The sequence below is a fragment of the Pseudomonas sp. COW5 genome, from assembly GCF_026240005.1.
In the GTDB taxonomy this organism is placed as follows: domain Bacteria; phylum Pseudomonadota; class Gammaproteobacteria; order Pseudomonadales; family Pseudomonadaceae; genus Aquipseudomonas; species Aquipseudomonas kribbensis.
This window is the reverse complement of record NZ_JAPHVP010000001.1, coordinates 4,311,681-4,325,898: the sequence shown is the minus strand read 5'-3', so window position 1 is coordinate 4,325,898 and position 14,218 is coordinate 4,311,681. Positions and strand designations below refer to the sequence as shown.

2 protein-coding genes are annotated in these 14,218 nt (G+C 63.3%); both read right to left on the bottom strand.

The features are described 5' to 3' along the window. Nucleotides 1-27 precede the first annotated feature (27 nt). Nucleotides 28-852 carry an alpha/beta fold hydrolase gene (locus OQ248_RS19710; protein WP_265813695.1) on the bottom strand — a complete coding sequence of 275 codons (825 nt, stop codon included), beginning with the start codon at nt 850-852 and terminating at the stop codon, nt 28-30. Nucleotides 853-973: 121 nt separating this feature from the next. After that, nucleotides 974-13,975: a non-ribosomal peptide synthetase gene (locus tag OQ248_RS19705; RefSeq protein WP_265813694.1), complete on the bottom strand. Its 13,002-nt coding sequence runs from the start codon at nt 13,973-13,975 to the stop codon at nt 974-976. Between the last annotated feature and the right edge of the window lie 243 nt (nt 13,976-14,218).

Genomic DNA, 14,218 nt, shown 5'->3' with positions numbered 1-14,218 from the left:
GTCCCTTAAATGAAATTCCACGCGCAATTACAGCGTATTTCGATTGCGCTCACTCAAAAAACTGAACAACACCTCCGTCACGAACTCCGGATTCTCCAGATTGGAGATATGCCCCGCCTCCGGCACCAGCACACACGGGCAGCCGATCAGCTCGGCCATTTCGTTAGCTTCCGACGGAGGACGTGGTTTGTCCTGATCACCGCAAACCACCAACGTCGTTGCCGCATTCAGTTCACCCAGACGCGGCAGAAGATCGTCGCGGCCAAAGGTGATCCGTCCCATCGGCACAATGCTTTGGCGTAGGCGATCGGCGGAATAGCCGGCGAGTTTTGCGCGGAAATCCTGATACAGCGCCGACTCGCGGTCGATGCCCGGACGGAAGAAGATCGGCACCACGATGTCGAGCAACTGCTCGGAGATCCCGCCGCTTTCCTCGATCTGTTTGAACAGCGAGAAGTAGTACTGACGGGTCGGTTCCGGCTCGACGCCGACGTAGGTGTCCATCAGCACCAGACCATTGAGCCGCTGCGGTGCCGATAGCGCCAGACGCACGCCCCACATGCCGCCGACCGACAGCCCGACCAGCGTTACCCGGTCAATCTCCAGATGATCGAGCAGGGCCAGTGCCTGACGGGCGATGTCATCCAGTGATGTGGTGTTTTCAGGCAAACGCCCGGACTCACCATGGCCCCACAGATCCGGCGCAATCACCCGATAGTGTGGCGACAGCGCTGCGATTTGCGGTGCCCACATGGCCTGGTCCCACAGGTAGCTGCCGGCCAGCAGCACCGCCGGGCCTGTGCCTTGATCAATGTAGTGAAGCGCTTGTCCGTCAACCTCGAAGAAAGCCATCGATTCACCTGCACGGTAAAAAAGAGAACCGGCAGACTGAGCTGCCGGTTCTCGATCGTCAACCCTGGAAATGTACGCGAATGTACAGGTTGAATTGTGTTGAACGCGCAGGCGCTGAAGACTACAAACCCTCCAGCTCCGCCATCAGATCATTCAACCGATCCACCTTCTCCTCGGTAATGTCGCTGGCTGCCAGCCCTTCAATGTATTCGGCCAGTTCCTCCACCGTGCTGCACTCGAACATTGCTCGCAGTGGCACGTCCCGTTGCAGGGCTTTCTGCACCCGCGAGGCGATCTGTGTGGCGAGCAGCGAGTGACCGCCGAGTTCGAAGAAGTTGTCGCGTACGCCGACCTTCTCGACCTTCAGCACCTCGGCCCAGACATCGGCCAGGGTCTGCTCCAGTTCGCTGCGCGGTGCCAGGTAATCCTGGCTCTGCAACTGGCCGATCTCCAGCGCTGGCAAGGCCTTGCGGTCGAGTTTGCCGTTGGCGTTGAGCGGCAACCGGTCGAGCCACAACCAGTGCAGCGGCACCATGTATTCCGGCAGTTCGGCGCGCAGGCGCTGCTTGATCCGCTCCAGCCGTTCACTCGGGCTCAGCGCCGTATCGGCGGCGACCAGGTAACCGACCAGATGCTTGCCGTTGACGCCTTCCTGCACACCGACCGCGCCATCGCGTACTTCCGGTTGTTCGTGCAGTCGCGCCTCGATTTCACCCAGCTCGATCCGGTAACCGCGAATCTTCACCTGATGGTCGACCCGGCCGACGTACTCCAGCACGCCGTCACTGCGGCGGCGCGCCAGGTCACCGGTGCGATATAGACGTTCGCCCGGCGCACCGAACGGGTTCGGCACAAACACCGGTGCGGTGCGTAATGGATCACTGACATAACCGCGACCGACACCGGTGCCCGCCACGCACAACTCTCCCACCGCACCCAGCGGCACCAGATCCAGCGCGCCATCGAGCAGGTACAGCAAGTTGTTGTCGGTCGGCGTACCGATCGGCAGGTAACTGCCGCGAGTCGACGCCATGTCGACGCGGAAGAACGCCACGTCGTCCGAGCACTCCGCCGGACCATAGGCATTGACCAGACCGATCTGCGGATAACGCAGCAACCATTGGTGCGCCAGTTCCGGCGGCATCGCTTCACCGGTCGGCAACATCCAGCGCAGACCATCAAGGCTCAGACGATCCGAAGCGAGCATGCCCTGAATCAGCGACGGCACGCTTTCCAGCACGGTGATGCCCTGCTGTTGCACATGCACCAGCAAACCCTGCGGATCGTGGGCGATGGTGTTCGGCACGATGTCCACCCGCGCACCGAACAACGGCGCAGCGAGGAACTGCCAGACCGAAATGTCGAAGCTTTGCGACGCGGTCTGGGCGATCACATCGGCGTCGCTCAGGTTCAAGTAAGGCACCTTGCTCAACTGGTTGTTGAGCATGCCGCGCTGCTCGACCATCACGCCTTTCGGCAACCCGGTGGAGCCCGAGGTGTAGATCACGTAGGCCAGGTTGTCCGGGCCGCTGAAGATGCCCGGATTAGCCGACGACACCGCGCCAGCCTGAACCTCTTCCCATACCAGCAAGCGTGGGCGATTGGCGCAGCTGAACTCATCCAGCAAGGTTTTCGCCTGCTCTCGGCAAGCCTCGGTGCACACCAGCACCGGCGTGCGGCTGAGTTCGATGATGCGCTGCAGACGCTGACTCGGCAGGCCCGGATCCAGCGGCAGGTAGCCGGCACCGGCCTTGAAGCTGCCGATGATCATGCCCAACAGATCCAGATTACGCTCGCTCAGCAGCGCCACCGGTTGATCCCTCTGCACCCCGGCCGCGACCAGCGCATGGCCGAGACGGTTGGCGTTCTGATTCAGCTCGGCATAGCTCAGTTGCTGATCGAGGCAACTGGCGGCAATGCGTTGCGGATGCGCCGCGACCTGCGCTTCGAACAGCTCCACGTAGCTCTGCTCCAGCGGATAGTCGTGCTCACTCTGATTGCAACCGTGGAGCAGGAAGTCCTGTTCCTCAAAGCCCAGCAACGGCAGATCCGCCATGTCGCCATGGAAGCCATCGACCAGCGCCAGCAACAGACGCTTGAACTCGCCGAGCATGCGTTCGATGGTCGATTCGTCGAAGTAACGCTGGTCGTAGGACAGATGCAGACCGAGGTCGTCGCCGGGGTAGCAAACCGCCGTCAGCGGGAAGTTGGTGTGGGTACGGCCCGAATCCGAGGTCGCGTTGAGGCTCTGCGCACGGTCCAGTACCGAGACTTCCACCGGGGCGTTTTCGAACACGAACAGGCTGTCGAACAGCGGCTGGCCTTTCGGCAGTTCGCTCTGCTCCTGGATGTTCACCAGCGGCAGGTATTCGTACTCGCGCAGCTGCATGTTGCTGTCGAGCAAACCGCTCAGCCACTGACGCACGCTGGCACGCTGATCGTCCGCCGGGATCTGCACCCGCAGCGCGATGCTGTTGATGAACAGGCCGACGGTGCGTTGCATCTCCGGCATCTCCACCGGACGCCCGGCCACGGTCACACCGAACAACACGTCGCGATCACCGCTCAGACGTCGCAGCACCAGTGCCCACGCCGCCTGGGCGAAGGTATTGATGGTCAGCTGATGAGCCTGAGCCAGTTCGCGCAGACGGGCGCCATCCTCGACATTCAGTCGGGTGTAGCGGTCGCCGACGATCATGCCGCCGCTTTCGCCGGCGTGTTCACGCAGGAACGGACGGTCGCTCGGGATCGGCGTGGTGCGCTCGAACCCTTGCAGGTTCTGCTGCCACCACTGACGCGCTGCGGCCAGGCTCTGGCGTTGCAGCCAGCCGATGTAATCGCGGTAGCGCGGCGGCACTGCCAATTGCGCTTCGCGCCCTTCGCTCAGAGCGGTGTAGATCTCGAAGAAATCGTTCATCAGCAGCGAACGACACCAGGCATCGATCAGGATGTGGTGGTTGCTCATCATGAACCAGTAACGCGCCGCGCCGACCTTGATCAGGCGCAGGTGGAACGGTGCCTGATTGAGCAGATCGAACCCGGCCTCGCGCTCGGCCTTGAGCAGCGCTTGCAGTTTCGGCTCCTGCTCGGCGTCAGCGATGGCGCTCCAGTCCAGATACTCGATCGGCGTGCGACCCGGCGTATGAATCACTTGCAGCATGTCTTCGCCGACGTTCCAGCAGAACGACGCACGCAATGCTTCGTGACGGGCGACCACCGCTTGCCAGGCCTGGGCGAAACGCTCGGGGTCGAGTTCGCTGTTGATGCGGTAGCGATCCTGCATGTAGTACAGACCGGTGCCCGGCTCGAGCAGGGTGTGCAGCAGCATGCCTTCCTGCATCGGCGTCAGCGGGTACACGTCTTCGATGTGCGCCGCCGGCACCGGCAGCGCGTCAAGTTGCGCCTGGGTCAGTTTCGCCAGCGGGAAGTCCGACGGCGTCAGACCACCGGCCTCGTCCTGCAGGCAATGTTCGATCAGACTCTGCAGCTCGCCGACATAGGCATCGGCCAAGTCGTTGATGGTCTGCGCGTCGTAGCGTTCGGCGCTGAAGGTCCAGCGCAGCAGCAGTTCCCCGCCGTACACCTGACTGTCGACGCTCAACTCGTTCGGCAACGGTGCGTGCGGATCGTGGGCCGCGCCGACCGATTCATCCAGCGGACGGAACAGTGCGTCGCTACCGAAACTCTGGTCGAACTGGCCGAGATAGTTGAAGGTGATCGGCGCGTTCGGCAATGCCGCCATGCTTGCGCGGCTGGCGTCATCGGCCAGATAACGCAGCACGCCATAACCAAGGCCCTTGTGCGGAACGGCACGCAGTTGTTCCTTGATTGCCTTGATCGAAGCACCCTGCCCTGCGGCTTCTTCGATGTTGTGCGGGGTCAGACGCAGCGGATAAGCGCTGGTGAACCAGCCGACGGTGCGGGTCAGGTCAATCTCGTCGAACAGGGTTTCACGGCCGTGGCCTTCCAGTTGAATCAGCGCCGACGGCTGACCGTTCCAGCGGCACAGCACGCGGGCCAATGCCGTCAGCAACAGGTCGTTGACCTGCGTGCGATAGGCGCTCGGTGCCTGTTGCAGCAGTTGCTTGGTGCGCTCGGCATCCAGACGCACGCTGACGGTTTGCGCATGGCGATTCTCGCGACCACCCTCAGGACGTTCGCACGGCAACTCGGCGTTCGGGCCGGCCAGTTGCGCTTGCCACCAGCTCAATTCTTCACGCAGGGATTCGCTGCCGGCGTAGGCCTGCAAGCGCGCCGCCCAATCCTTGAAGGCGCTGGTTTTTGCCGGCAGTTTCACCGACTGATCGGCGTCGAGCTGGCGATACACGGTTTGCAAATCATCGAGCAGAACGCGCCACGACACACCGTCCACCACCAGGTGATGGATGGCGACGAACAGTCGTTGCTGACCGTCCGGCCCATCCACCAGCACCGCACGCAGCAGTGGGCCTTGGGCAAGGTCGAGACTGCGCTGGGCGTCGGCGAACAGTGCCGCGCACTTGTCCATCGACGGCACTCGCACTTGCCACAGCACGGCGGCATCGGTGACCGGTTGATGGGTTGCTTGCCATGTGCCGTTGGCCTCGGTGAAGCGCAGACGCAGGGCGTCATGCTGCTCGATCACCGCCAACAGTGCTTGCTCCAGACGAAGCGGTTCCAGCGGCGCAGTCAGTTCAAGCAGCAACGATTGGTTCCAGTGCTGACGCTCGGGAATCTCGGTGTCGAAGAACCAGTGCTGGATCGGCGTCAGACGCGATTCACCAGTCACCAAACCTTGTTCGGCCGTCACGGTTTCACTGCGACTGGCAACAGCGGCCAGGGTCTGCACGGTCTGGTGCTGGAACAGATCACGCGGACTGAAGTGAATGCCCTGCTGCCGTGCCCGGCTGACCACTTGAATCGACAGGATCGAGTCACCGCCCAGCTCGAAGAAGTTGTCGTTCAGACCGACCTGCTCGACGTTGAGCACTTCGCACCAGATCTGCGCCAGGGTCTGCTCCAGCTCGTTGCTTGGCGCCACGTAATCCTGACGGTTCAGCTCCGGGTCCGGTGCCGGCAAGGCGCGGCGGTCGAGCTTGCCGTTGGCGGTCAGCGGCATGCTCGCCAGCAGGATCAGATGCGTCGGCACCATGTAGTCCGGCAATTGCGTCTTCAGGTGCGCTTTCAGGGCTTCGCGCAGTTCGGCCTGCTCGGCTTCGCCTCGCTCCGCGACTTCGGTCACGAGATAGCCGACCAGTTGCTTGCCGCTCGGTGCATCCAGCGCCAGCACCACCGCTTCACGAATCGAGTCGTGATCGAGCAGGCGGGTTTCGATCTCGCCCAGTTCGATCCGGAAACCACGGATCTTCACCTGATGGTCGATTCGCCCGAGGTATTCCACCAGACCGTCGGCACGCTGGCGCACCAGGTCGCCGGTGCGGTACATGCGTCCGCCATTGGCGGCAAACGGGTCGGCGACAAAACGCTCGGCGCTGATGCCCGCGCGGTCGTGATACCCCTGAGCCAGACCGGCGCCGCCGACGAACAATTCACCGGTCGCACCTTGCGGCACCAGCGCCAGATCGGCGTCGAGGATGTAGGCCACGCGATCACCGATCACGCTGCCGATCGGCACGCTGCCGGCACCCTCTTCCAATACTTCCGGCGCAAGGCTGGCCAGGGGCATGACCACGGTTTCGGTCGGGCCATAAGCATTGAAGAACAGGCTCGGCTTGAACGCCGCGCGAATCCGTTGCAGGTGTTCGCCGGTCAGCGCTTCGCCGCCGGTGATGATCATGCGCACCGGCAGGATGTCGTTTTGCGTGGCGAGGAACTGCGCCAACTGGCTGCCGTAGCTCGGGGTGAAACCGAGAATATTGATCCGATGTTCGCGAATCAGCCCGCAGATTTCTTCCGCGTCCCACTGTCCTTGCGCACGCAGCACTACCTGCGCACCGCTGAGCAGCGGCACCAGCAGACGCTCGGTGGCGGCGTCGAAGTTGATCGAATAGAAGTGCAACTCGCAGTCGTCCGGGCGCATGCCGAAACGTTTGATCACGGCCTGGCAGTGCATGGCGATTTCACCATGGGACACCACCACGCCTTTCGGCTTGCCGGTGGAACCCGAGGTGTAGATCAGGTACGCCTGATGTTGCGGCAGGCTGGTGAACGGAAGTTCGGTGGCCGGGTAATCGGCCAGCGCCGCGCTGTCATCTTCCAGGCACCAGCGCGCCACGTTCGACGGCAGTTCATCGAGGGCCTTGAACATCGCGCGGTCGCTGAGCAGCAGGCCGACGCGGCTGTCTTCGATCATGTAATGCAGACGATCGAGCGGGTATTCCGGGTCCAGCGGCACATAGGCGCCGCCGGCCTTGAGGATCGCCAACAGGCCGACGACCATTTCCAGCGAACGCTCCAGCGCCAGACCGACCCGCACTTGCGGGCCGACACCACGCTCGCGCAGGGCCCAGGCCAGACGATTGGCGCGGGCGTCGAGTTCGGCGTAGCTCAGGGTCTGCCCGGCGAAGGTCAGGGCCGGTGCGTCCTTGCGCGCCAGTGCCTGCTCGGCGAACAGGTGATGGATGCACTGGTCGAGACAACGCTCGCCCGGCTCGACGCCGAGGCTGTCGAGCAATTGTTGTTGCTCCGGGGCGTCGAGCAACGGCAGTTCGCTGAGGCGTTGCTGCGGGTCGGCGATCAACGCTTCCAGCAGATTGCGCCAGTGCTTGGCCATGCGAGCGATGGTCGGCTCGTCGAACAAATCAGTGCTGTAAGTCAGGCAGCAACCCAAACGATGGTCGAGGTCGGTGACTTCCAGGTTGAGGTCGAACTTGGTCGCCCGCGCATCGTTGGCCAGGTACTCGACAGTCATCCCGGCGAGCATGCGGCTTTGCTGGAATTCCCAGCGCTGCACGTTGCACATCACCTGGAACAGCGGGTTGTACGCGGCGCTGCGCGGTGGCTGCAACGCTTCAACCAGATGATCGAACGGCAGGTCCTGATGAGACTGCCCTTCGATCACGGTGTGGCGCACTTGCTCGAACAACTTGCCGACCGACATCTGGCCGTCGAGCTGGCAGCGCAACACCTGAGTGTTGAGGAACGCACCGATCAGCCCTTCGCTTTCCGGACGGATACGGTTGGCCACTGGCGCGCCGATGCGCAGATCGGTCTGGCCGCTGTAGCGGTAAAGCAAGGTCGCGAGTGCGGCGGTCATGGTCATGAACAGGGTCAGACCGTTCTGCGCGTTGAACGCCCGGACCCGTGCGGCGAGATCGTCGCTCAGGTCGAAACGGAACAGTTCACCCTGGTGGCTTTGCACCGGTGGACGCGGACGGTCGCCCGGCAGTTCCAGCAGCGGATGTTCGCGCCCCAGTTGCGCGGTCCAGTAGTCGAGCTGACGCTGACGCTCGCCGGATTCCAGCCAGTTGCGCTGCCACACGCTGTAGTCGAGGTACTGCACCGGCAACGGTTCCAGCGGCGAATCGCGATCATCGACAAACGCTTCATACAGCGCGCTGAGTTCCCGGGCGAAGATGTCCATCGCCCAGCCTTCGGTGACGATGTGGTGCAGGGTCAGGACGAAGTAATGTTCCTGCTCGGCGGTCTTGACCAGGCAGGCGCGCAGCAGCGGGCCGGTCTCCAGATCGAACGGCAGATGCGCTTCGTCGTCAGCCAGTTGCTGTACTTTCTGCTCGCGCACGTCGGCGGCGAATTTCGAGAAGTCCTTCCAGTCCATGCGCACGCCGGTCTCGGCATGCACTTGCTGACGGGCCACGCCGTCGACGCTCGGGAACGTGGTGCGCAGGGTTTCGTGGCGCAGGATCAGCGCTTGCAGCGCCGACTCGAAACGCCCGACATCCAGCACGCCCCGCAGGCGCGCCATGCCGCCGACGTTGTACGCCGGGCTGTTCGGCTCCATTTGCCAGAGGAACCACATGCGCTGCTGGGAATAGGACAGCGGCACCGGTTGGCTGCGATCAACCTTGTCGATCAGCGGCTGTTTGTTGGTGCGGCCGCTGGCCTGGATCTGCCGGATCTGCTCGGCGAAATCACCCAGTTCGCTGTGTTCGAACAAGGCACGCAGCGGCAGCTCGACGTCGCAGGCCTGACGGGTGCGGGAAATGATTTGCGTGGCCAGCAGCGAGTGACCGCCGAGGGCGAAGAAGTCGTCGCGCAGGCCGACCTGTGTCAGGCCCAGCACTTCACGCCAGATGGCTGCGATCTGTTGTTCCAGCTCGGTGACCGGTTCGACGTGTTCACGCACTTGCCACTGCGGCTCGGGCAAGGCACGACGATCGAGTTTGCCGCTCGGGCTCAGGGGCATTGCTTCCAGGCGCATCAGTTGCGCCGGGACCATGTATTCCGGCAGCTCGGCGGCCAGTGCGGTTTTCAGGCGGGCGGTTTGCGCGTCCTGATCTTCGCTGGCATCGGTTGCAGTGAAGTAGCCGATCAGTTGCGGGCCGGCGACCGTTTCACGCACCAGCACGGCGGCCTGAGCGACGCCGTCCTGAGCGAGCAGACGGGCTTCGATCTCTTCCGGCTCGACGCGGAAGCCGCGCAGTTTGACCTGCTGATCGAGACGGCCGAGGTATTCGATCACGCCATCGTGGGTCCAACGCGCGCGGTCACCGGTGCGGTACAGACGCTCGCCCTGCTCGCCCAGCGGATCGACCACGAAACGTTCGGCGGTCAGCGCCGGACGGCCAAGGTAACCACGGGCCAGGCCGATACCGCTGATGCACAGCTCACCCGGCACACCGGCCGGCACTGGATTGAGATCGCTGTCGAGCACGCGGCAGACCACGTTGCCCAGCGGACGGCCAATCGGCGAACGCTCGCCATCGGCCACGCTGCAATGCCAGTGGGTGACGTTGATCGCGGTTTCAGTCGGGCCGTAGCGGTTGTGCAGTTGCACCGCCGGCAATTGCGCCAGCACACGGTTGCGCAGTTCCGCCGGCAGTGCTTCACCGCCGGAGAATACGCGGCGCAGGCTGGTGCACTCGGCGCTCAAAGGCTCGTCGATGAACAGCGAAAGCAGCGGCGGCACGAAGTGCAGCGTGGTCACGCCATATGCTTGAACAAGCTGCGCGATGCGATGCGGATCACGGTGCTCACCGGGGCCGGCGATCAGCAGGCGCGCGCCGGTAATCAGCGGCCAGAAGCATTCCCACACCGACACGTCGAAACTGATCGGCGCCTTTTGCATCAGCACGTCGGTGTTGTTCAGGCGATAGGTGTTCTGCATCCATTGCAGACGTTCAGCCAGCGCCGCGTGAGTGTTGCCCACGCCTTTCGGCTGGCCGGTGGAACCGGAGGTGTAAATCACATAGGCGAGGTTGTCGCCATGCAGGTGCAGGCCCGGTGTCTGGCTCGGCCAGTTCTCCAGGTGCAGGGTGTCCATGGCGATGACACTGACGCCTTCGCTGGCCGGCAAACGGTCGAGCAATGCAGTCTGGGTCAGCAGCAGTTCGACGCCGCTGTCGCTGAGCATGTAGGCCAGACGATCGGCGGGGTAATCCGGATCCAGCGGCACGTAGGCGCCGCCGGCCTTGATGATCGCCAGCAGACCGATCAGCAGTTGCGGTGAACGCTCGGCGGCGATGGCCACGCACACGTCCGGGCCGACGCCTTTGTCGCGCAGGTAATGAGCAAGACGGTTGGCCTGGGCGTGCAGTTCGGCGAAGTCGAGGCTGCCGCCGTCCCACACTAGTGCGGTGCGATCCGGGGTTTGCCGGGCTTGTTCATTCAGCAGCTCCGGCAACCATTGCTGTGCCGGGGTGCACGGGGCGATGCTCCACGCGTTTTGCTGAGTGAGCTCGGTGGCGGTCAGCAGCGGCAGGTCACCGATGGTCTGCTCCGGACGTTCGCAGACAGCACGCAGCAAGTTGCTGAAATGCTCGGCCAGACTCTCGATGGTCGCGGCGTCGAACAACTCAACGGCGTAGTCGAACGACAGCGTCAGGCGACCATTGCGGTCTTCTTCGCTGTGCAGTTGCAGATCGAACTTGGCCTCGCGGCTGTGCCACGGCAGTTCTTCGGCGAGCAGGCCCGGCAGACGCTTCAGTGCGCTCAGATCGCGTTGCTGATGGTTGAACATGACCTGGAACAGACCTTGTTCGCGGGCCTGCGGGAAGGCTTCGAGCAGTTGTTCGAACGGCAGGTCCTGATTCGCCTGGGCACCGAGCGCCGCTTGGCGGGTTTGCGCCAGCAGTTCGGTGAATGGCAGACGTGAATCGACGTCGGCGCGCAGCACCTGGGTGTTGATGAAGAAGCCGATCAGACCTTGGGTTTCCAGACGCGGACGGTTGGCGTTGGGCACACCGATGCGAATGTCACGCTGGCCGCTGTAGCGATGCAACAGGCTCTGGAACGCCGAGAGTAGCAGCATAAACGGCGTGGATTGACAGGCCTGGGCAGTCTGGCGGATGGCGTCGCTGAGGCTGATCCCCAGGCGAACGCTGTGACGTGCGGCGCTGTGCTTTTGCTTGGCAGAACGCGGATGGTCGGTCGCCAGTTCCAGCGTCGGATGCTCATCACCCAACTGCGCTTTCCAGTACGCCAGTTGCCGCTCGCCCTCGCCCTGCGCCAGCCATTGGCGCTGCCAGCTGCCATAGTCAGCGTATTGGGTGGGCAGCGGCGCGAGTTCCGCGCGTTGGCCTTGGGACGCAGCCGCGTACAGGCGCGAGAACTCGTCGATCAATACGTTCAGCGACCAGCCGTCAGCGATGATGTGGTGCATGGTCACCAGCAACTGGTGATCTTCGTCATCGAGGCGAACCAGCGTCACCCACAGCAGCGGGCCTTTTTCCAGGTCGAACTGGGTGCGGGCTTCGTCTTCGCGGATCTGTTGTGCGCGGGCTTCACGTTCGCTGGCTGGCAGATCGCTGATGTCGATCAGTTGCAGGTTGAACTCAGCCGCCGCTTCGACCTGTTGCAGGGCCACGCCGTCACGCTCGAAGAAACGTGTGCGCAGGGATTCGTGGCGTTCGATCAATTGCTGGAAACTGGCGCGCAGTGCGTCTTCGTCCAGTTCGCCGCGCAGGCGCAGGGCGCCGGGAATGTTGTAGGCGCTGCTGTGCGGATCGAGTTGCCAGGTGATCCACAGGCGGTTTTGCGCCAGGGATTGCGGCAGTGCTTCGGTGCGCGACAGCGCGGTGATTTCGCCCTGGGCGCTGCCGCCGTCCTGTTGCTGTTGCGCCACAGCGGCGGCGAACGCGGACAGGGTCGGCGCTTCGAACAGCAGGCGCAGGTTCAGCTCCAGGCCCAGCTCTTCACGGACCTTGGCGATCACCTGAGTCGCGGCAATCGAGTTGCCGCCGAGCAGGAAGAAGTGATCGTCGGCGTTGACCTGTTTGACGTTGAGTTGCTCGGCCCAGATTTTGCCAATCAGCGATTCCAGTTCAGACGCGGATGCGATCGATTCCTGAGCGGTTTCGGCAGTGGCCGACGGGAACACCGCGTAGCTGTCGAGGCTGCCGTCAGCCAGACGATTGCGGCAGGCCGATCGTTGCAGCTTGCCGCTGGAAGTCTTCGGCAATGCGCCCGGATTGAGCAGCACCACCACGCTCGGCGCTTCCTGATAAGCCTCGGCTACGGCCTGGCGGATGGCTTTGATCAGCGCTTCAGGCGGAAGGATTTTCTGCACGCTGCGGCTGATTTCCGCCGCGATGCCGATGCCTTCTTCGCCATTCTGATTGACCGCGAATGCAGCGACGCGACCCTTGCGCACCACCTCCACTTCGTTCTCGACTGTTTTCTCGATGTCCTGCGGATAGAGGTTGTGACCGCGCACGATCAGCATGTCTTTCAGGCGACCGGTGATGAACAGTTCACCGTCGCGGATGAAGCCCAGGTCACCGGTGCGCAGCCAGGTCTGGCCGGCGTGCTGCACGAAAGTCTTGGCAGTCGCCTCGGGATTGCGCCAGTAGCCGTGAGCGATGCTCGGGCCGGTGGCCCAGACTTCGCCGACAGCGTTGTCGGCCAGTTCTTCGAGACTGCTCGGCTCGACGATCAGCACCGCATGATCGGGCTGGCTGATGCCACAACTCATGATCGGGCTGCCCTCGCCCGCTTCGGCACGGTTCTGTGCCAGGGCTTGATCGTCCACACGTAGCGCCGGAATGCCGGTGCCACGCGATGTGCCGGCGACGAACAGGGTCGCTTCGGCCAGACCGTAGGACGCCATGAAACTGCTTTCGCTGAAACCGCACGCGGTGAATTTTTCGGCGAAGCGTTCGAGGGTGTCGAGACGGATCGGCTCCGAGCCGGAATAGGCCACGCGCCAGCGGCTCAGGTCGAGACGCTCCAGCGCTGACTCACTGACCCGCTCGCTGCACAGTCGATAGGCAAAGTCCGGGCCGCCGCTGATGGTGCCGCCGTATTGGCTGATCGCTTCGAGCCAGCGCAACGGCCGGCCGAGAAAGTACGCCGGCGACATCAGGATGCACGGCACACCGCTGAAGATCGGCTGCAGCAGGCCACCGATCAGCCCCATGTCGTGATACAGCGGCAGCCAGCTGACGATTACGTCGTCGGGGTTCACGTCGATGCCGAAGCCGTGACGGATCAACAGTTCGTTGGCCACCAGGTTGCCGTGGCTGACCTGTACGCCTTTGGGCAGCGCCGTCGAACCGGAGGTGTACTGCAGGAAGGCGATGTGGTCTTGCGGCAAGGTCGGTTCGACCCAGCGTTCGGCCAGCGCGTTGTCGAGGGTGTCGACGCACAGCAGCGGTGGTGCGCTTTCGATTTGCTGCAGTGCGTCGCGCAGGTCGGCGCTGGTCAGCAGCAGACGCGGTTCGGCGTCGGCGATGATCGACAGCAGGCGCTCTTGATGGTGACGTTTGGCCGACTCCGGCGGATAGGCCGGCACCGCGATCACGCCCGCGTACAGGCAACCGAAAAACGCCGCGACGTAATCCGGACCACTCGGAAACAACAACACGGCGCGATCTCCGAATCCGGCCTCGGCCTGCAACGCCGCCGCGATGGTCCGCGCGCGCAGATCGAGTTCGCGGTAACTGAGCACCACAGCCTGCTCCTCGGTTTCAGCGAGAAAGCGCAAGGCCAGCCGGTCCGGCGTCAGGGCCGCGCGGCGCTGGAGGGCTTGGACCAGGGTGCTGGGGAGTTCGAACGCGTCGGTCATGAGGTTTCCTGCCTGAATTCGGCTTGCTGGTGGAATCGGGTTGGCTGCGGCATGCCCGTGCAAGGCATGCGGGACACGGTCTTTGCCGACCGTGCAAGGCATTGGAATGCGGTAGGTCCGGGGCTGCGAACCCGGATCCATTCACCAATGAGAACGGATGACGTCTTGAAATAATTAGTCGGCAGGCTGGATCGCCAACGGGGCTGGGCGCTTGGGCGAGTGCGGCGGCGTGTCGCAGTTCTC

Coding starts and splice junctions, on each gene's coding strand:
- OQ248_RS19710 (WP_265813695.1), bottom strand. CDS start 852: ATGGCTTTCTTCGAGGTTGACGGACAAGCGCTTCACTACATTGATCAA.
- OQ248_RS19705 (WP_265813694.1), bottom strand. CDS start 13,975: ATGACCGACGCGTTCGAACTCCCCAGCACCCTGGTCCAAGCCCTCCAG.